The following is an 18928-nucleotide window of genomic DNA, read 5'->3' as shown; positions in this document are numbered from 1 at the left end:
CTCTCAAGGTGCTGTCTGCATGGAGTGCTCCATGCCTGCCGGAACGACGGCAGGTCCGCGTCCCTCTTCGGCCGCATGACAGGAGACACGCCCACCGTTTGCATAGGCCCGAAGCACCGGAGCTTCGCTGCGGCAACGGTCGTTGGCAAGCGCGCAGCGCGGGTTGAAATGGCAACCCGGCGGCGGACTGATCGGATTGGGCACCTCGCCGGCAGCCGGGGTCCGGTCACGTTTTGACATGCCAAGATCAGGGATCGTGTCGAGCAGCAGCCGCGTATACGGATGCTGCGGATTATTGAAGAGTTCCGCTGCGGGTGCAACCTCGACCAGACGGCCAAGATACATGACGCCGATCCAGTCCGACATGAAGTTGACGACAGCCAGATCGTGACTGATGAACAGATAGGTAAGCCCCAGTTCGCGCTGCATCTCGCGCATCAGATTGAGGATCTGCGCCTGGACCGAAACGTCGAGCGCTGATGTCGGCTCGTCGCAGACCAGGAACTCCGGCTTGGTCGAGATGGCGCGGGCGATTGAAATACGCTGGCGCTGGCCGCCGGAGAATTCGTGCGGGAACTTGTCGCCATCCTTGGCATTCAGGCCGACGAATTCAAGCAGGCGATCAACTTCGCGACGTTCCTCCTCGCGGGAGCTACTCAGACCATAGGTGCGTAGCGGCTCGGCAATGATGTCGCGAACCCGCCAGCGCGGGTTGAGGCTGGCATAGGGATCCTGAAAGATCATCTGCATGCGCTGGCGAACGGCAGCAGGGCTCCCGGCAGGCGCGCGGGAAATATCGATGCCATCGAACGTGATGTTTCCGCCAGAGGGCGTGGAGAGCCCCATGATCAACCGCGCCACCGTCGACTTGCCGCAGCCGGATTCGCCGACAAGGCTCAGCGTTTGGCCGCGGGGAATGTCGAGATCAAGGCCGTCTACGGCTTTTACCGACTGCGGCTCCTCCTTCTCGATGAGCCGGTTGAGAAAGGGCTTTGTCATCTCGAAATGCTTCTTCAGCCCCTTCACGGACAAAAGAGTGCGATTGTCTGCGGTTTTCAAACTTGCCGGCATGGCGTTCATTGCGTCACCCCTTCGTAGAGCAGACAGGCGGCCGCACCCTCGGCGATCTGCCGCAGTTCGGGCCGGATATGATGACAATTGGCGAAAACCTTGGGACAGCGCGGATTGAAGGCGCAGCCTTTCGGAATATCGGTCAGGCGCGGCATCGACCCTTCGATCTGGATCAGCCGGTCCGGCCGTGGCCCGATACGCGGGATCGAGCCCATCAAACCCGCTGTATACGGATGGCTCGGCTTTTGCAGCACCTGCGCAACCGGCCCGATTTCGGCCAGGCGCCCGGCATACATCACGGCAACGCGATCCGCCGTTTCGGCAATCACGCCCATGTCGTGGGTCACCAGGATCACCGCCGCATTGCGCTCGCGGCAGACGCGTTTCAACAGCGCAATGATCTGCGCCTGAACCGAAACGTCAAGCGCGGTCGTCGGCTCATCGGCGATGATCAGACGCGGCTCGGCACAAAGCGCAAGCGCAATGACGACGCGCTGGCGCATGCCGCCGGAGAACTGATGCGGATACTGGTCGAAACGCTTGTCGGGAGCTGGGATCCCCACTTCCGCCAACCACTCGATGGCACGTTTGCGCGCATCGGCCGCAGACATCGGCAGGTGCGTCCGGATGGTTTCGACCAGCTGCTCGCCAACCGTAAACAGCGGGTTGAGGCTGGTCAGCGGATCCTGAAAGATCGCACCGATATGGCGCCCGCGAACCTTGCGCATCTCGCTTGGCGGCAGATTGTCGATGCGTTTGCCGTCGAGGCGGATCTGGCCGCCGCCGATCCGGCCGGGTGGCTCGAGCAGGCCAATGACAGCAGCGCCGGTCATCGACTTTCCAGCGCCCGACTCGCCGACCACACCGAGGATTTCTCCCTGTTCGACAGAGAAGGAGACGCTGTCGACGGCGGTCAGGACACCCTTGCGCGTGGGGAATTCGACCTTGAGATTTTCGACTTCAAGCAGAGCCATGGGATCACCTCAGTTTCGGATTGAGCGCATCGCGCAGCCAGTCACCGATCAGGTTGACCGCAAGCACGAGTACGGCGAGCGTCGCCGACGGAAAGATCACCACCCACCAGATGCCGGAGAACAGATATTCGTTACCGACCCGGATCAGGGTGCCGAGTGACGGCTGTGTCGCTGGCATTCCGACGCCGAGGAACGACAGCGTCGCCTCCGTGAGCACCGCCATGCCGAGGTTGATGGTGGCCAGCACCAGAACCGGGCCAAGCACATTCGGCATGATATGGGTGAGCATGATCCGCAGCGGGCCGACACCGATGGTACGAGCCGCCTGAACATATTCCCGCTGGCGCTCGACGAGTGTCGAACCGCGCACCGTGCGCGCGTACTGCACCCAGTTCGTCAATCCGATCGACAGAACGAGAACGACAATTGCCGCGCTATCCTGCTGGTTGGCCGGGAGGATGCCACGCATGACACCGTTGATGAGGAGAGCGACGAGGATCGCCGGGAAGCTCAACAGCACATCGGCGATGCGCATGATGATCGCATCGGCAATGCCGCCGACGAAACCGCCGACAAGGCCGAGGAACACGCCGAGGACGGCCGCCAGGATCACGCTGGCGAAACCGACCAGCAGTGAGATACGCAAGCCGTAAAGCAGAGAAGACAAGACATCGCGTGCCTGCGTATCCGTCCCAAGCAGGTAGGCGGGATTGCCGCCTTCCTGCCAGGATGGTGGGAGTTCGCTGTCGAGCAGATTCAATCCGGCGATATCGAAGGGATTATGGGGCGAAATCACAGGCGCAAAGACGGCCAAGAAAACCAGCAATGCCAGCGCGATCGAGGCGATTACCGTCGTCTTGGAGCGGCGGAAACTATAGAACAGGTCGCTGTCGGCAAAGCTGCGCAGCCGCCCGGTGAAGGATGTGTCACTCATGGCCATGTCTCCTTCAGGCGCCACGTCCGCTCGCCCTGGTCGGGTCGGCGCGGAGGCGTGGGTCAATGACGTTGTAGAGAAGATCGACGCTGGTATTGATGATGACGAAGATCAGGGAGACCATGACGAGATATGCCGCCATCACCGGCACGTCGGTAAAGTTGACTGCCTGGATGAACAGCGCGCCCATGCCCGGCCACTGGAAGACCGTTTCGGTGATGATAGCAAAGGCAATGAGGCCGCCGAGCTGGAGGCCGAAGATGGTGACCACCGGGATGAGGGTGTTCTTCAGCGCATGGCGGAAATGGATCGTCTTGTTGCGCAGTCCGCGCGCCTTGGCAAACTTGATATAGTCGGCGCGCAGCACTTCCATCATCTCGGCCCGCACCAGCCGCATGATCAGCGTCAGCTGAAACAGACAGAGCATAAAGGACGGCAGGATCAGCGCCTTGATACCGCTGAGTGTCAGGAAGCCGGTCGACCACCAGCCGATGTCGATGACCTCACCGCGGCCGAACGATGGCAGCCAGCCGAGCCAAACGGAAAAGATCAGGATCAACAGAATACCGGTGACGAATGTCGGTAGCGAGATCCCGATCAGGGACAGGATCTGCAGCCCTTGACTGAGGATCCCGCGCGGCTTCAGCGCGGTGTAGATACCAAGCGGAATACCAAGAACCAAGGACAGGAGCGCTGCCACCAGCACCAGTTCGGCCGTTGCCGGCAGGCGTTCGGCAAGCAAGGCGCTCACGGGACGGCTGTTGCGGTAGGACATGCCGAAGTCGCCCTGGGCTGCATTGGCGACGAACCGTCCGTACTGCATGATCATCGGATCATCCAGATGCAGCCGCTGGCGCACTTCTTCGCGCTGTTCCTGGGTGGCATCCTGCGACACGATATTGTTGACGGGATCGCCCAGGTAGCGAAACATCAGGAAGGCAATGAACGCCACGGCGAGCATGACCATCACGGCCTGAAAAAGACGGCGAACGAGGAATACAAACATCGACCCAACTCCCTTGGGATCACTCGGCGCCGCATCTGCGCGGCCCGGCCAGTCGTGGACGGGTCCCCGCCTGAGTTACAAGCGGAGACCCGTTCGACTACTTGATACGGGCGTACCAGAGGCGCAGCAGATCGTCGGGGGTCTGAACCACCTCGACATTGTCACGCACGGCCCAGGACAGCGGCTGCTGGTGCAATGGCAGCCACGCCACTTCCTCTTCGGAGATAGCGAAGGCTTCCGCCATCATCTGGCGGCGCTTGGCCTCGTCGAGTTCAACATCGATCTTCTTCGTGAGTTCATCGACCTTGGCATTCTTGTAGCCGCCCGGGTTCCAGGTGCCGAGCTTGCCTTCAGGCGAATGCAACATGGCGGAAAGCACGCTGAAGCCGTCGAGCATCGGCAACGTCGCCCAGCCGAGCATGAACATGTCGGCCTGTCCTTCCTGCGCCTTCTTGAAGTGCAGCGTGCGGCCTTCTGTCACCAGCTTGGCATTAAGGCCGACCTGAGCCAGCATCGCCGTCATTGCCTGGCAGACTTCCTCGTCGTTGACATAGGCATCGTTGGGGCAGTTCATGTTGAACTGGAAGCCATCCGGATAACCTGCCTCTGCCAGCAACGCCTTGGCGGCAGCCGTGTCATAGGGGAAACGCTGGTTGAGCTTCTCGTCAAAGCCCGGCACTTCCGGAGCAATCAGCATGCCGGCGTTGCGGGATTTGCCGCGCATGATCTTGTCGCGCACCAGATCCATGTTGATAGCCAGATAGACGGCCTTGCGAACGCGAGCATCCTTGAACGGATTGCCCTCGACATTGCCGTCAGCCAGCTTGTCGCGCATGTTGAAATTCATCATGATCGTCCGCAGGCCGGGCGATTCCAGCACCTTGGTGCCCGGCGAACCGGCGATACGCTTGGCATCCTGCAGTGGCGACGGGCTGATGACATCGACCTCACCGGAGAGCAATGCCGCGACACGGGTTGCATCCGAACTGATCGGCGTATGGACGATCTTCGTCAGATTGTGTTCCGGCTTGTCCCACCAGCCTTCATTGGCAGTCAGCACGGTCTGCGCATCCGGGCGGCGGCTCTCGAGCTTGAAGGGACCAGTGCCGTTGGCATGGGTGGTCGTATAGCCTTCCTCACCGACTTCGGCATTGACCGGCTTGACGCCGTTGTTCTTCTCCAGCCACTGCGCATCAAAGATCGCGATGTTGGTCAGGTAGTTGTTAAGCAGTGGCGTCGGGCCGCTGAGATGCAACTCGACAGTGTAGTCATCGATCTTTTCGACGGACTTGAGTGCCGGCAGGTTGCCCTTGATCGGCGACTTGTCGTCGGTGGCGCGCATCAGCGACATGACGACATCGTCAGCCGTGAATTCCGAGCCGTCGTGGAATTTGACGCCTTGGCGAAGCTTGTAGCGGATCACGTCCGGCTTGACGATTTCCCAGGATGTAGCCAGAGCCGGCTCGATCTTCAGTTCCTTGTTGTAACGCACCAGCGGTTCGTAGATGTGCATCAGGAAATTGATCGAAAAGCTGTCCGTGGTGGATTGCGGATCAAGCCCGTAGATGTCGCCAGCCGAGGCATAGCGGAGCGTATGCTCGGCAGCAAACGCCGGGGCGCTGAGCTGAACTAGGAACGCCGTGGATGCGGCGAGCAGCAACTTCCTCATGTAAAATTCCTCCCAATGTCGGAGCGTGGTCATCTCGTCACGCCTGTTCCTCCGGCGGTGGATATCGCTCCTGTCTTTATTGCTGACATTCGATAAGAAAATTGTCAACAATGTTTGTTGACAAAAATGTTGACACGGTTCGTGTTTCCGTCGATGACTTACAGACACAATTTTCAGTAGCAGCTTGGGAGGGATGCTGGATGGATATGGAAGCCGGGAAACGGCCCGCGACGGATCAGGAGATTTACCAGAGGCTGTGGAACGCCATAGCCGAGCGGCAGATCAGTCCCGGTACGCGGCTGAAAGAGGAGCAGCTTTCGGAAATCTTCTCCGCAAGCCGGGCGCGCATTCGCCAGGTGCTGCAGAACCTTGCCCGCGACGGACTGATTACGCTCGTTCCCAACCGGGGAGCCTTTGTGTCCAAACCTTCCATCGAAGAGGCGCGCGACGTCTTCTTCGCCCGCCGCACCATCGAAGAACGGCTGGTCGAAAGACTATGCGTCACCATCGACGCTGCGGGGATCAACAAGCTTCGCGATCATGTCGAGGAAGAACGCAAGGCGCATGCGAATGCCGATGTTGCCTCTGCGATCCGCCTCTCCGGGGCGTTTCACCTGATGATTGCGGAACTCGCCCAGTCACAAATCCTGACAGACCTTTTGCGCGACCTCATCTCCCGGACGTCGCTGATTATGGCGATGTACCAGCAGAAAGACGTCCACAATTGCGGCCCCGACGAGCACAATGCGATCGTTGATTGCATCGTCGCCCGCGACGCCAGGCAGGCGCTTGCCGTCATGCATCACCATCTCGCTCATATCGAAAACCAGCTCGATCTGGAAACCGACCGCGTCGTCACCCGGGATCTGGAAGACATTCTCGGTTTTTGATCCGCGCCCGTACCATCATCTGAAAGGCAAGACCATGGAACAGCCGGACATCCTGCTGCGAAACGTAACCGCCGTGACTGTCGATGAGGATCGACGCGTCATCGACCGCGCCTGGATCGCAGTCAAAGGCGATCGTATTTCCGGATTGGGAAGCGAGGCCGGCGGAGCGCCACCGGAAGGCGCAGGACAGGTGATCGATGGCTCGGGCATGATCGCCATGCCCGGCCTGATCGACAGTCACTCCCACGCCGGGCACGGCCTGGTCCGGTCAGCGGGTTCGGGTGATGTCGACCGATGGTTCGAGGTCTGCGAGGAAATTTATGCACGTGGCTCGACTACCGCGTTCTGGCGCGCCGAAGCACGCCTGACGTTGCTGGAGCGGCTGCAGGGCGGCGTCACCACGGCGATGACCTTGCTTGGCGGCGGCGCCGACATCATGCGCACCGACGACCCTGCCTTCGGCGATGCCCATTGCAACGCAACGGTCGAGTCCGGCCTGCGCACGATCCTCGCAGTCGGCCCCGGCCGTCCTCCCTGTCCGCGCACATACCGTCGTTTCGGTGACGATGGCCAAAGCCATGACGCGCCGGTTTCCTTCGAACGTCAGTTGGAGGTTTGCGAGACCCTTATCGATCGCTGGGACGATGTACTCGAACGGCGGACCGGTGTGTCGCTGACAATGCCGGTCTATTACGCCAAGGATGTTACCGACGTGGAAAGCCTGCGTCAGGTCCGGGAGATGGGCGACGCCGTCATGGCCTTGCGGCAGCGCAAGAACGTCCTCTTCACCCAGGACGGACATCGTGACGGTTCGATCGCACTTGCACGCGACCTTGGCGTGCTCAACCGGTTCGCGCTTTTGGGCCACAGTGTCGATCTGACGCCCGAAGATTTCGAGGCACTGAAAGAAACGGGCGCATCGATCATCCATAACCCCAGCGCCATCATGTCCATCTATGGCCGCTGCCCCGTTCCCGAACTGATCGACGCCGGCATTACGGTCTGCCTCGGCTCGGACGCCGCCGCGCCGGATCGCGGCTACGACATGTTCCGCCACATGGCGCAATGCATGCACTATCACCGCCGTCACTTCCGCGATCCTGACTATATGCCGCCCGGCAAAACCCTCGAGATGGCGACGATCGATGCAGCGCGCGCGCTCGGCCTGGATAAGGATCTCGGTTCGCTGGAGACAGGCAAGAAGGCAGATATCGTGCTGGTGGATGCACGAAAGGCACACATGTATCCGCCTGGAATGCCGGTTACCCGGATTGCCCATTTCGCCAATGCTGCCGATGTCGACACCGTCATCGTCAACGGCAAGGTACTGATGCGCGGCCGCCAGATTCCGCATCTCGACATCACGCAGATCCTCGATGAGGCCGCGCACGAGCAGGCATTGGCTTTCGAGCGCGTGGGCATGACGCAACTCTGGTCGGAGCCGGCATCCTACTGGCGCACAAGCCGGCGGATAGTCGATACACCTTGAGGAGCCATACGAAAGCAGACCAGAATGATGAACCCGCTTGACAAGACCGCGCGGCAAAATTTGCGGTAGCGTGCCGCTTTACCCGTGCCGGAGCTTTACCCCCTGCGCTTCGGGATGATGAGCGGCGTTTTTGCGACCGGATCGGCGATGATCATGCACGGGAGGCCGAAAACGTCCTCGACCAGTTGTTCAGTCATGATGGCTGCTGGCGGACCGTGTGCAGCGATAGCGCCGCCCTTCATGGCGATGATGTTGGTGGCATAGCGGCACGCATGGTTGAGATCGTGCAACACGGCGACGATGGTGCGGCCCTCAGCATTCAGGTCCTGGCAGAGATCGAGCAGCTCGATCTGATGGGCGATATCGAGGAATGTGGTGGGCTCATCAAGGAGAAGCAGCGGCGTCTGCTGGGCGAGGACCATCGCCACCCAGACCCTTTGACGCTGGCCACCGGAAAGTTCGTCAACGAGACGGCCGGAAAGCTCCGTCGTCTGCGTCGCCGCCATTGCCGCGGCGACGGCCGCCTCGTCTTCGTGTGACCATTGCCGGAAGAAGGATTGATGCGGATAGCGGCCGCGGGCGATGAGATCGGCGACGCGGATGCCCTCAGGGGCGGCCGAGGTCTGCGGCAACAGGCCGACCGTGCGCGCCACCTGCTTGGCGGGGTAGCCGGCAATGGTCTTGCCATCCAGAATAACCGTGCCGGCCGAGGGGATAAGCAACCGTGAGAGGGCGCGCAGCAAGGTGGATTTGCCGCAGGCATTGGGGCCGACGATGACGGTGAAGGAGCCGTTGGGAATGGCTACAGACAAGTCTTGGGCGATGATGCGTTGATTATAGCGCAGCGTAACGTTTTGAGCCTGGAGCCTTGTGCTTCTGCTGTTGGAACCGTCGGTCATTGCCTTGCCTCACGCAGCAGCAGCCACAAAAAATAGAGCCCGCCGATACTGACCGTCATGACGCCGACGGGCAATTGAACGCCGAACCCATGCTGGGCACCCCAGTCGGCGGCGGTGAGCAGCAACCCACCGGTCAGCGCTGCCGGGACCAATGCGACGCCGGCTGCACGGACAAGACGCCTGGCGATCTGCGGGGCAGCCAGGGAGACGAATGCGATCGGGCCAGCCGCCGCAGTAACGATCGCTGTCAGCGCGACGCCGCCGATCATCAGCATCAAGCGCAGACGGTTTGCATTGAGGCCGGACGCCATGGCCGCATCGTCGGCAAGTTCCAGCTGCCGCATCGGCCGCGCCAGCACCAGAACAAAAGGGACGATCAGTATGAGCATCAGCAAAACCGGCCAGAATTGCTCAAAGCCCAAACCATTGAGGGAGCCTGCTCCCCAGATGGCCGCTGACATCGCAATCTGAAGGTCGGCCTGGCGGATCATCCAGGCGTTCAGCGCGCCAAGCACCGCCGAAATACCGATGCCGACGACGATCAGCCGGAAGCCTTGCGCACCATTGCGATAGGCTAGCAGATAGACGGCGGCGGCCGTGACGATACCGCCGGCCAAGGCCCCCGCGGCTGTCGCGTAGTAACCGCCGGAAAACAGCAGGATGACGACAAGCGCGCCGGTATAGGAGCCCGTGGAAAACCCGATAATGTCCGGCGATCCCAGCGGATTGCGGGTCAGCGACTGGAAGATCGCACCGCTCAGGCCAAGAGCAGTCCCCAGCAGAAAGGCAAGCAACAGCCGCGGCAGCCGCCATTCCACCACGACCATGCGGATATCGTCGTCAGAGTTGCCCAGCAAAGCGCCGAGCACATCAGCAAGCGGGATCGGGAACTTTCCGCTCGCAAGCGACACAGTGCCAATCACCCCCGCAAGCAGCAGCAGGATGAAACCGGCACCAAGGCTGAGCAAGTCAACCCGCATCGACAGCCGCCCGCCAAACAGCCGGATCACGGCAGCCCTGCGGCCGAAATCGATTGGGCCGGAATAGGCTACCGGCACAATGACACGATTGCGAAGAACTGGGGATGGATTGTGGTTGGGTTCGGTCATAGGCCGCCGGCCCGCGTGCGCCGGGCAAGCGCGATCAATACCGGCGCGCCGATCAAGGCGGTGACGATACCGGCTTCCAGCTCGCCCGGAAACAGCACCAGCCGGCCGGCGATATCGGCCGCCAGCAGCAGAATAGGCGAGCACAGGATGGTGAAGAGGATGATCCAGCGCTGGTCAGGCCCGGTGAACCATCGAACCACATGCGGCACCATCAGCCCGACAAAGCCGATAGGACCTGCCGCCGCGGTTGCCCCACCGGCAAGCAAGGTGACGGCGATGACCACGAGGATGCGGATTTGCACGAGATTGACCCCGAGCGCACGCGAAGGGTCGTCACCCAGCGCGATGGCGTTGAGCGAAGGCGTGACACAGAGCGAGAGGACCAGCCCGCAGACGATGAACGGCGCCACGGTGGACGCCACCTCCATATTGCGCCCGGCAAGCGAACCGACCGCCCAGACCCGCAGACTGTCAAAGGCGAGCGGATCAAGCAGCGTGATCGACGAACCGATGCCGCCAAGCACGGCGGAGAGTGCCACGCCGGACAGAACCAGCCGCACCGGCGTCGCCCCGTCGCGACCGCGCGATCCAACCGCATAAACCAGAAGCGTTACCACGATGGCGCCCAGAAATGCGAACCAGAGATAGCTGTAGATCGCATGGAGGCCGAGCAAGCCGACGGCCAATGTCACGAAGAAGGCAGCGCCCGCATTGACGCCGAGGATGCCGGGATCGGCGAGCGGATTGCGGGTGATCGCCTGAATCAGCGCGCCGGAGACGCCGAATGCTGCGCCACACAAGAGGCCGAGCAATGTCCGCGGCAGACGGTAATCGCGGATGATAATGTGTTCGGCAGATGCCGGGTCATAGGCCAATAGTGCATCCAAGGCGGTCGAGAGCCCAACGGCGCGCGCGCCGGTCAGCAGGCTGGCAATGCACAGGACGATCAGAACTGCGGCGCACAGAATAAGCAGTGCCAGCCGCCCGAACCGAAATCCTGAAGACCTGCCGCCACCAGTCCGCTTGGCCACCGGCAAGGTGGAGGCCGGGCTGCCCGCCGAATCGGCCGGTATCTGGCCAAGGGTGCCAGCTCTCATACGCGCGCCTGCCCCTCGATCCAGTAACCAATCGCATCGATCCTTGTTTTGTCGAAGCCGAGGCGATCGCGAAAATGCTTGCGGCATGCCGAGGCTGCCCGCGCCTCGCCGGCAATGTAGATATAGCCCGGCCCGTCTGGCAGTGTCTCGATGCTCCTGGCGATCTGCGGCAACTGGGTATACCCATCGCGGCCCTCGCATCGGCCGTGGGTCTCATACCAGGTGATCGAGATGTCGCCGGCGCTGTCGATCTGCTGACGGTCGGTCACGGACGGTATCTCGACATGCACGATGGCGCGCTGACCCTGCCCTAGTTCTTCCAGAACCCGGCCGACGGCCGGAAGCCCGGTGATGTCGGTGACGAGCAGCATCCAGGCCGCATCCTGCGGCGGCTCGAAACGGCCTTCCGGATTGCAGATGCCGACGACATCGCCCACCTTCGCGTCCATCGCCCAACTGGCAGCAACGCCGCCCTCGTGAGCGACAAGATCGATCAGCATCTCGCAGCGATCCGCATCCCAGCTGCGCACCGTATAGGGCCGGTTCGGGCAATGCTGCGACCCATCCGGCCGTCCCCATTTGCCGTTCTCCATCAGCACCGGCAGCGTCACCGGCGTGTCCGCATCCGGCCGGAAGGCAAGCCGCACCCATTCGTCGGGATGACCGGTCGCAATCAAGCGCTCGCCGCCCTCGACCTGCAGGGTGACCCGGATCATCGACGGCGTCAGACGTGTGACTGCAGTCACCTCGCAAAAGAAATAATCTTCCACATAGGGTTCGTGATCATGATCGTGAGACATCAGTGCTCCTTGCCCGCCCGCTCTGCCGCTTCGGCAAGGCGGGGCAAAAACCTCGGGAAACCATAGGGAATGGACAACACGCTCAAGGCTGATGTCGACCACACGGAAACAGGATCTTCCAAGGCCACGTAGCTACCGCGCATAACAGCAGGAAGCCGCATGAACAGCGGCTGCGTCTCTGCCGCCGTGCGAGCGACCTCGCCGTACCACATGATCAGGATATCGGCGTCCAGACTGTCGACCTGTTCCATGCCGACCGTGACGGAGCCTTGGCCGGGGTTGCCTGCTGCAAGCGCCGCGATGCCGGCAGATGGTTTGAGCCCCAGCTCCAGTAGGGCGGCCACGCGCGGGTCATCCGGCAGATAGACGACGATGCCGGACCCTCCGGCGAAATAGGTTCCAAAAGTGAATGTCTTGCCACGCAGAGCCGGCCAGCTGTCGCCCATCGCTTTGAGAGAGTATGCTGTCTTCTCGATGAGCGCCTTGGCCTCTTCGCTTCTGCCTAAAGCCTGTCCGGCCAGTTCCATCTGTTCCTTCCAGCCGGCCGACCAGGGGGCGGAACGATAGGTGACTGTCGGAGCAATCGCAGAAAGCCGCTTGTAGGCGAGATCATCGATACCCGAATAGATGCCGAGGATCAGGTCTGGCCGCAGCGCCGCTATCGCCTCGTAATCGATGCCGCCTTCAAAGAGGTACGGCCGGGTAGTACCCAACCGCTCCTCGTTCCAAGGGAAAATGCCGCTATCGAAAAAGCGATAACGCGGCATTCCGACTGGTGCCTTGCCGAGCGCCAGCACGGCATCCTCACTGCTCCAGCCCAGCGCGACGATCCGCTCCGGTGCGGCCGTAATGGTCGTTGTCCCCAGGGCATGCTGAACGACCCGTGGAAACCCATCCTCGGATCGGGCTGGCCCGCCGACGGACAACAGCAGAGCCAGCAGCAGGAACGCCGTTTTATGAAGCGAGAAAAAGGGCAACAGCAGGCTCGCTTACCACTGGAAACTCAGATTGGCGTAAACCGACCTCGGTTTTCCATAGAAGCAGGAATTGATGTTGCTGCACCCGTTCACATAGGTTTTGTCGAACAGGTTTTGTGCCGTCACGTTCAGCTCCAGGCCTTCCAGATTGGGGTTGCGCTTTCCAAAATCATAGGAAACCGCTGCATCCACGACGGTGTAGGCAGGATACTTGAAGGAATTGGCGTCATTGCCATACCCGCTGCTGGAATGACGCACACCGGCGCCAAACCCAAGGCCGTCAAGCGGGCCATCCTCCAGCCGGTATTTTGCCCAAAGCGATACGTTGACCGGTGGCATGAAGCGCACCTTGTTTCCCTGTGTGCCGTCATCCGATTTGGAATAGACCGAATCGGTATAGGAGGCCGCCGCGATCAGATCGAGGCTATCGAATACGGTCGCCTTGCCTTCGATCTCGACACCCTGGACGTGGATTTCACCCCTTTGCGACGGCACGAAGGTAAGGCTGTCATAGGTCGGCACGTTCTGCTGTTTCAGATCGAAGGCGGAAACCGTGATCAGCGCATCGTAGCCGACCGGCTCATACTTGACGCCGACTTCCCACTGCTCGCCAGTCGTCGGCTTGAACGGATTGTTCTGCCCATCAAAGCCGGAATAGGGCATGAAGGAGGTAGAATAGCTGGCGTAGGGCGCAAAGCCATTATCGAAGAGATAAATGAGCCCGGCGCGGCCGGTAAATGCGGTGTCGGTTTTCCTCCCCACAGTCGATGTGAGCATATCGTTGTCGGTTTGCCATGCCCAGTCATAACGTCCGCCGAGCGTCAGGATCCAGTTGTCCCATTTGATCTGGTCCTGAGCGTAGAAGCCCAGCTGGCTGATCTTGTTGTCCCAACGCGCGCCGACCGTCGGTTCCTTGTACGATCCGTAGTCGGGATTGAAGACGTCCAACGGCGTGTTGCCGAAGCCATAACGGCCGGTATAGTCGTTGCGGAACCACTTGTAGTCGGTTCCGACGATGGCGGTGTGTGCAATTTCGCCGGTCGAGAACTCGGCCTGCAGATTGGTATCGGTGGCAAAGACCTGATTGTCCGACGAATAGTCGATCGCGTTTCGTCTCATCTTCGTGTAGTCGACCACGCCGCCTGTCTCGACATAACCGCCGCTGAAAAATGTCCGGTAGGAATCGTCGACGGAGATGTATTTCGCATTGTGACGGATCGACCAGACATCGTTGAACTGGTGCTTGAACTCGTAGCCAAGAATCGCCTGTTCCCTGTCATAGCTGTTATAGGCCGGCTCGCCGGTGAAAAGATCCCGATCGATCCTCCCATAAGGTCCGGCCTCAACCGTTCCGATATAAGGAAGCGGCTGGTAGTCCGGGACGCCATTGTCCTTCTGGTAGTGGGACAGGAACGTGAATGTCGTGTCCTCATCCGGCTTCAAGGTAAAGGACGGCGCGATCATGAATCGCTCGTCCTTGGTATAGTCGATATTCGTTTCCGTGCGTGTCGCCACCCCCGTCAAGCGATAGAGAAAGGCATCATTATTGGCCACCGGCCCGGAAAAATCGTAGGCGCCATAGGCGCGGCCGTCCGTGCCGGTTCCCACGACCACCTCGTTGAATGGCTTGTCCGTCGGCCGCTTGCTGACCATGTTGATCATGCCGCCCGGATAATTCTGACCGTAGAGGACAGAGGATGGCCCCTTCAGCACTTCGATCCGCTCGAGCATATAGGGATCGATCTGCGGCGAACCGCCAAGATCGCCGATATAGGGCAGATAAGTGCCGTCGAGATAAAGAGGCGTGGGTGCAAAGCCGCGAATTTCAATGTTGTCGAAGTTACGTGTCGAGGCGCTGCTGCCGCCGACATGCACGCCGGCCGTATAGTTCACCGCTTCCTTGATCGTTTCAGCGCCCCGTGCCTTAACCTCATCGGAGGTGATCACGGAAATCGATTGTGGCACCTCGATCAATGGCGTGTCGGTTTTCGTACCCGTTGCCGATCGGCTGGCAACGATGCCATCGACATGGCCCCAGGCATTTTCGCCGCCCTGCGCCGTGATTGTCTGAAGCGGCGTTGCGCCTTCAACCGTTACCGCCTCCGATGTCTGCGCTGGATTGCTGATCGTCACGCTCTTTGGTCCGGTAAAGCGATAGGTCAATCCGGTATTGGCAAGAAGCCTGTTCAATGCCGCTTCAGGCGAAAGCTGGCCGCTGATGCCCGCAGTGTTCAGCCCGTTTGCGACTGAACTGCTGTAGAGAACCTGAATGCCACTTGCGGCGCCGAAGCGTGTCAGACCACGATCAAGCGAGCCGGCGGGAATAGAATAGCTGACGCTTTCCTGCGCGAAGGCTATCGAGGGGGCAATGACAAGAGCCGCAAATGCGATGGAGGCCGACAGACGTGCAATCCGCCATTTGTATGCCATCTTGCCGTGATGGTCGTGCCTTCCGGCGGTGAACTGCCCCATGCGAATGTCCCCAATGCGATCGTCGCTGCGCCGTCCATTGACGCGGCCTCTATTGGGGAAAACGATCCGGATCCACAAACCCGAAATTTTTTCTCAAGTTTTTTCGCAGAAAAGCGTGTTGGCTATCTGAGCAACACAATGCCGCCGATCAGGCTGACGGGGCGAACCTGTAGTGTCTCTTCCAGATGCGCCAGGATTTCATCGGGACGATCGAGATGAAACACACCGGACATCCGGCGCAAGCGCAGAGTACTGCTGGCAATCATCACCTTGCCACGGCGGTGGCGGTTGAGGTCCGACACCACGTCGGCCAGCGACCGGTCCTTGAAGATCAACAGTCCTCGCCGCCACGCTGCGGCCGTTTCGGCATCGGCTGCCACTTTCTCGCCAAGCCCGGCCTGCGAATAGCTGATGCCCTCGCCGCCGATGAGATCGCTGTTGGCCAGACATTGCACGTTGATATGTCCCTGAAGACATTCGACCGAAACATCATCCTCGCCATGCTTCACCGAAAAGGACGTACCGGTTGCCGTCGTGTTGCCGTTAGCGGCGCTCACCACAAAGGGCCGGGCAGCGTCAGGAACGACATCGAAGACGGCCGCGCCTGACGTCAGCACAAGGTGCCGAGCCGATGGAGAATAATCGAGGGAAAGGGTCGTGCCACCGTCAAGCGTCGTCATCGAACCATCGGGCAATTCAACCGTCCGCTGCTCCCCTATCCCGGTGGCGTAATCCGCCATCATGGCGTCAACCGGCGGCAGAAATCCGAGTTCCGACAGGACTATACCAGCACCGGCCGCACTGGCCGCAAGGCTTCCGGCCGCGAGAAAAGAGCGTCTCGTCAAGGTTGCCGCAGGTGGCTTCGTGACCTTGGCAAGCGCTGGACCGAGATTCTTCCACAGCCGAGCTGATTGCTGGAAGGCCTGCTCATGCGCGGTGCTGCGGGAGCGCCAGCGCAACAGCGCCTCTGCATCCTCCGTCGTTGCCGTACCTGATGTAAGGCGGACGATCCAGGCTGTCGCTTCGCGCTTGAGAGCTTCGAAATTATCGTCCAACTTCCGCTCCCTTCCCTATGCGCGTTCGTGACAGGATGCGTATACCTGCTTCTAAAACTATCAACGATTGAAAAACGAAAAGCCGAAATGTCAGGCCCGGTTTATTGTTTCAAGCCGCTCGCTGCAATAGTCGACCGCTTTGCGGATTTCCAGTTCGACAGTGCGGACGGACACGCCAAATTCCGCAGCGATATCGGCATGGCGGCGCTGCTCAAGCCGGCATGCTACCAGCATTTTGCGCTGGCGTTCGGGGAGTTCGTCCATGATTTGCATCAGGCAACGGATCTGATCGCGGTCTTCGATCTGCTTCTCCGGTCCCGGCTGTTCGTCGGGAACAGACAGCAGGATATCGATGTCGCCGGAGGTTAGCTTGCGCTTTTGTCCCCGGTCGTGATCGACCGCGAGGGTTCGCGCGATCCGCATCAGGTAGGGGACGGGCGCGGTCAAGGCCGCAGCGCCGTTGCGGGCGAGCTTGATCCAGGCTTCCTGCGCCAAGTCGTCTGCATCGGCGTGCGAGCGGGTTCTGCTGATCAGGTACCGCTTGATCCGGCGTTCATTGCGCGCGAAAGCGGCCACGAGCTCGTCGTCGTAACTTGCCATCCCTTCGCTCCTGCCGTCTGCCGCAATTGTTTTCGACGCAATACCGGTTTGAAGATCGGCTGACAATAGTGGAGTAAAGTAGTCATATTAAAAGATTCGAGGTGGCCGTCCGTGTTCTCTGCGAACGGCGCCGCCTCAAGCAAGCCGCCCTCATCCGACCCGATTTACAGCCCGCCGATGAAGGAATTTAGGAATAGACCGGCACCCGTTCCGCAAGAACCCGACGATCATGGCTGACAAGAAGCACTGCGGCACCTCTGCCGGCAACTTTCCCCAGCAGATCGAACGCCTGATATTTTGGAAATGTCCCGGCCAAGCTTGCCGGCTCGTCACATCCCGATGCGAGGATTTGCGGTATTTACTCAGATGAAAAATCGGCCTTGCCGTTGCGAACTTAGGGATGACCGGGTCTGGCCATCGTTCCATGGCCGTATGGCGAACGCCGGCACATCGCGGCCGGCAAAAAATGTCGGGACGCAGGAACGGGGTTCCTGCGTCCTTGAGAGCATCCGGATTGCAACAATCAGATATTGGCAAGCAGGTCGTTGATGCGGCTTTCAGCGCTGCCAAGGGCTTCGTCGATGCTCTTGTCGCCGTTCACAGCTGCACCGACTTCTTCGCCGATGATGTCCTGGATGGCAAACTGGCGCTGGACGGCGCCCGGCAGAGAACGGCCAGTCTCGGCGATCTCCGCAATGTTTTCACGATGCGGCAGTGCCTTGAATTCCGGCATTGCGAAGACGGCCTTGACGGCCGGAAGGTGACCGGTGCGGGCCCACTGGAAGTCGTTTTCGGCGAGGAACTTGAAGAGCTTGCCGATTGCTTCGGTCTGTTCCGGCGTACGGTCCTTGTGCGGCATGACCCAGCTATGGCCGTCGGCATAGGTGCTGTCGCGGCCAGGATAGAGCTGCGGGACCGGGTAAACGGTGTAGCCGCCCGCAAGCGCCGTACCTTCCTTTTCCGACTGGGCAACGAAATCACCGATCAGCCAGGTGCCGTTGACCGCGATGCCGCCGTCGCCATTGGTGAACGAAGTGACGGAGGCCGCATAGTCGAGGCCGGTGGTCGTTAGACCTTCGTCCTTGATCTTTTTCATCAGCTCGACGACGTTCTTGGCTTCCGGCGTGTTCAGCGTGATCTTCGTTGGATCAGCAAAGAAGTCGGCATTCTGCTGTTGCAGCAGCGTATAGAGAACGCGGGCATAGGCTGCCGTTTCATTGGCAAGAATTTGCACGAGGTACGGCTTGCCGGTCTTTTCCTTGAACTGCTTGCCTTGGGCGATCAACTCTTCGGCGGACGTTGGCAGAATTGGCGTTCCATCGGCGTTAACAAGGCCGGCCTGTTTCATCAGGTTAAGGTTGACGTGGAAGAGCATGGTCCAGTTGTCGAACGGCAGGCCGAACAGGTGGCCTTCCTTGGTAACGCCGCCCCGGGCCGCATCGGTGAAGCTATCGGGCGAGATGCCCTGGGCGGATAGGACGTCGTCAATCGGGTCGATCAGGCCGCGCGACTGATAGTCGGAGATCGCCGAATAGTGCATCGACACGACGTCGGGTGCTGCACCCGATGCGAGCTGGGCATTGAGCTGGTCGTAGCCCGGCCACTCAACGGTGGTCACATTGACGTCAATATCCGGATTGTCGGCTTCGAACTTGTTGATCAAGGAAGTGATAATGCCGCATTCGCCGACAGCCTTGGAGACGTCTGTCACCTTGCCGTAGTCCGCATCGCAGGCGCCGAAGAAGCGCTGCAGTTCGATCTTGGTCTGCGCCTGGGCCGACGTGGCGCAGGTCAGCGCAATCAACGCTGCCGTGCTGAGTAGAAAACGTCTCATGGTCTGTCTCTCCCTTTGAAAGGGGCTCCCCGCCCCGTTGAAACCCACTGCG

16 protein-coding genes are annotated in these 18928 nt (G+C 60.4%); 2 read left to right on the top strand and 14 right to left on the bottom strand.

From position 1 onward, the window contains the following. Nucleotides 1-3 precede the first annotated feature (3 nt). The 5 genes from ACSQ3J_RS26000 to ACSQ3J_RS25980 all read right to left on the bottom strand — a co-directional run bounded on the left by ACSQ3J_RS26000 (nt 4) and on the right by ACSQ3J_RS25980 (nt 5654). On the bottom strand, nt 4-1080 hold the full coding sequence (locus ACSQ3J_RS26000; RefSeq protein WP_436040629.1) for an ABC transporter ATP-binding protein: 1077 nt from the start codon (nt 1078-1080) through the stop codon (nt 4-6). Beyond that, complete coding sequence (locus tag ACSQ3J_RS25995; RefSeq protein ID WP_436040628.1) at nt 1077-2045, bottom strand: ABC transporter ATP-binding protein; 969 nt, start codon at nt 2043-2045, stop codon at nt 1077-1079. The genes ACSQ3J_RS26000 and ACSQ3J_RS25995 overlap by 4 nt, the downstream gene beginning before the upstream one ends. A 4-nt stretch (nt 2046-2049) precedes the next feature. Further along, nucleotides 2050-2979 carry an ABC transporter permease gene (locus ACSQ3J_RS25990; RefSeq protein ID WP_060503424.1) on the bottom strand — a complete coding sequence of 310 codons (930 nt, stop codon included), beginning with the start codon at nt 2977-2979 and terminating at the stop codon, nt 2050-2052. Nucleotides 2980-2992: 13 nt separating this feature from the next. Next, nucleotides 2993-3985, bottom strand: coding sequence for an ABC transporter permease (locus ACSQ3J_RS25985; protein WP_060503389.1), 993 nt, complete (start codon nt 3983-3985; stop codon nt 2993-2995). Nucleotides 3986-4082: 97 nt separating this feature from the next. Beyond that, nucleotides 4083-5654: an ABC transporter substrate-binding protein gene (locus ACSQ3J_RS25980; protein ID WP_436040627.1), complete on the bottom strand. Its 1572-nt coding sequence runs from the start codon at nt 5652-5654 to the stop codon at nt 4083-4085. A 200-nt stretch (nt 5655-5854) separates the two neighbouring features. Here ACSQ3J_RS25980 and ACSQ3J_RS25975 point away from each other — a divergent pair, with 200 nt between their 5' ends. Further along, nucleotides 5855-6544 (top strand): GntR family transcriptional regulator, encoded by a 690-nt coding sequence (locus ACSQ3J_RS25975; protein ID WP_060503391.1) that lies wholly within the window; start codon nt 5855-5857, stop codon nt 6542-6544. A 34-nt stretch (nt 6545-6578) separates the two neighbouring features. Further along, entirely contained in the window at nt 6579-8033 is a 1455-nt protein-coding gene (locus ACSQ3J_RS25970; RefSeq protein ID WP_436040626.1) for an amidohydrolase family protein, read from the top strand. 95 nt (nt 8034-8128) lie between these two features. On the opposite strand, the gene ACSQ3J_RS25965 is transcribed toward ACSQ3J_RS25970, so the two are convergent. The 9 genes from ACSQ3J_RS25965 to ACSQ3J_RS25925 all read right to left on the bottom strand — a co-directional run bounded on the left by ACSQ3J_RS25965 (nt 8129) and on the right by ACSQ3J_RS25925 (nt 18876). Then, nucleotides 8129-8932: an ABC transporter ATP-binding protein gene (locus ACSQ3J_RS25965; RefSeq protein ID WP_436040625.1), complete on the bottom strand. Its 804-nt coding sequence runs from the start codon at nt 8930-8932 to the stop codon at nt 8129-8131. Next, on the bottom strand, nt 8929-10041 hold the full coding sequence (locus tag ACSQ3J_RS25960) for a FecCD family ABC transporter permease (protein WP_436040624.1): 1113 nt from the start codon (nt 10039-10041) through the stop codon (nt 8929-8931). The genes ACSQ3J_RS25965 and ACSQ3J_RS25960 overlap by 4 nt, the downstream gene beginning before the upstream one ends. After that, the gene (locus ACSQ3J_RS25955) at nt 10038-11138 is read right to left on the bottom strand and encodes a FecCD family ABC transporter permease (RefSeq protein WP_436040623.1); all 1101 of its coding nucleotides are present in this window, start codon (nt 11136-11138) and stop codon (nt 10038-10040) included. Before ACSQ3J_RS25955 ends, ACSQ3J_RS25960 begins: the two co-directional genes overlap by 4 nt. Beyond that, nucleotides 11135-11938 (bottom strand): siderophore-interacting protein, encoded by an 804-nt coding sequence (locus ACSQ3J_RS25950; RefSeq protein WP_436040622.1) that lies wholly within the window; start codon nt 11936-11938, stop codon nt 11135-11137. Before ACSQ3J_RS25950 ends, ACSQ3J_RS25955 begins: the two co-directional genes overlap by 4 nt. Continuing rightward, complete coding sequence (locus ACSQ3J_RS25945; protein ID WP_436040621.1) at nt 11938-12915, bottom strand: iron-siderophore ABC transporter substrate-binding protein; 978 nt, start codon at nt 12913-12915, stop codon at nt 11938-11940. The genes ACSQ3J_RS25950 and ACSQ3J_RS25945 overlap by 1 nt, the downstream gene beginning before the upstream one ends. A gap of 12 nt (nt 12916-12927) precedes the next feature. Next, complete coding sequence (locus ACSQ3J_RS25940) at nt 12928-15387, bottom strand: TonB-dependent siderophore receptor (protein WP_436040620.1); 2460 nt, start codon at nt 15385-15387, stop codon at nt 12928-12930. Nucleotides 15388-15509: 122 nt separating this feature from the next. Beyond that, nucleotides 15510-16442, bottom strand: coding sequence for a FecR family protein (locus tag ACSQ3J_RS25935; RefSeq protein WP_436040619.1), 933 nt, complete (start codon nt 16440-16442; stop codon nt 15510-15512). 90 nt (nt 16443-16532) lie between these two features. Then, the gene (locus tag ACSQ3J_RS25930; RefSeq protein ID WP_060503397.1) at nt 16533-17042 is read right to left on the bottom strand and encodes an RNA polymerase sigma factor; all 510 of its coding nucleotides are present in this window, start codon (nt 17040-17042) and stop codon (nt 16533-16535) included. Between the two features lie 523 nt (nt 17043-17565). After that, nucleotides 17566-18876 carry an extracellular solute-binding protein gene (locus tag ACSQ3J_RS25925; protein ID WP_060503398.1) on the bottom strand — a complete coding sequence of 437 codons (1311 nt, stop codon included), beginning with the start codon at nt 18874-18876 and terminating at the stop codon, nt 17566-17568. Nucleotides 18877-18928: the final 52 nt, after the last annotated feature.

It is taken from the genome of Rhizobium sp. LjRoot98, assembly GCF_964252935.1.
Classification (GTDB): domain Bacteria; phylum Pseudomonadota; class Alphaproteobacteria; order Rhizobiales; family Rhizobiaceae; genus Pararhizobium.
The sequence above is the reverse complement of the archived record's forward strand: the minus strand, read 5'-3'. Positions and strand labels throughout refer to the sequence as shown.

What these genes read in the sequence shown, in the direction of transcription:
- ACSQ3J_RS26000 (WP_436040629.1), bottom strand. Translation starts at nt 1,080, where the DNA reads ATGAACGCCATGCCGGCAAGTTTGAAAACCGCAGACAATCGCACTCTT.
- ACSQ3J_RS25995 (WP_436040628.1), bottom strand. Translation starts at nt 2,045, where the DNA reads ATGGCTCTGCTTGAAGTCGAAAATCTCAAGGTCGAATTCCCCACGCGC.
- ACSQ3J_RS25990 (WP_060503424.1), bottom strand. Translation starts at nt 2,979, where the DNA reads ATGAGTGACACATCCTTCACCGGGCGGCTGCGCAGCTTTGCCGACAGC.
- ACSQ3J_RS25985 (WP_060503389.1), bottom strand. Translation starts at nt 3,985, where the DNA reads ATGTTTGTATTCCTCGTTCGCCGTCTTTTTCAGGCCGTGATGGTCATG.
- ACSQ3J_RS25980 (WP_436040627.1), bottom strand. Translation starts at nt 5,654, where the DNA reads ATGAGGAAGTTGCTGCTCGCCGCATCCACGGCGTTCCTAGTTCAGCTC.
- ACSQ3J_RS25975 (WP_060503391.1), top strand. Translation starts at nt 5,855, where the DNA reads ATGGATATGGAAGCCGGGAAACGGCCCGCGACGGATCAGGAGATTTAC.
- ACSQ3J_RS25970 (WP_436040626.1), top strand. Translation starts at nt 6,579, where the DNA reads ATGGAACAGCCGGACATCCTGCTGCGAAACGTAACCGCCGTGACTGTC.
- ACSQ3J_RS25965 (WP_436040625.1), bottom strand. Translation starts at nt 8,932, where the DNA reads ATGACCGACGGTTCCAACAGCAGAAGCACAAGGCTCCAGGCTCAAAAC.
- ACSQ3J_RS25960 (WP_436040624.1), bottom strand. Translation starts at nt 10,041, where the DNA reads ATGACCGAACCCAACCACAATCCATCCCCAGTTCTTCGCAATCGTGTC.
- ACSQ3J_RS25955 (WP_436040623.1), bottom strand. Translation starts at nt 11,138, where the DNA reads ATGAGAGCTGGCACCCTTGGCCAGATACCGGCCGATTCGGCGGGCAGC.
- ACSQ3J_RS25950 (WP_436040622.1), bottom strand. Translation starts at nt 11,938, where the DNA reads ATGTCTCACGATCATGATCACGAACCCTATGTGGAAGATTATTTCTTT.
- ACSQ3J_RS25940 (WP_436040620.1), bottom strand. Translation starts at nt 15,387, where the DNA reads ATGGGGCAGTTCACCGCCGGAAGGCACGACCATCACGGCAAGATGGCA.
- ACSQ3J_RS25930 (WP_060503397.1), bottom strand. Translation starts at nt 17,042, where the DNA reads ATGGCAAGTTACGACGACGAGCTCGTGGCCGCTTTCGCGCGCAATGAA.
- ACSQ3J_RS25925 (WP_060503398.1), bottom strand. Translation starts at nt 18,876, where the DNA reads ATGAGACGTTTTCTACTCAGCACGGCAGCGTTGATTGCGCTGACCTGC.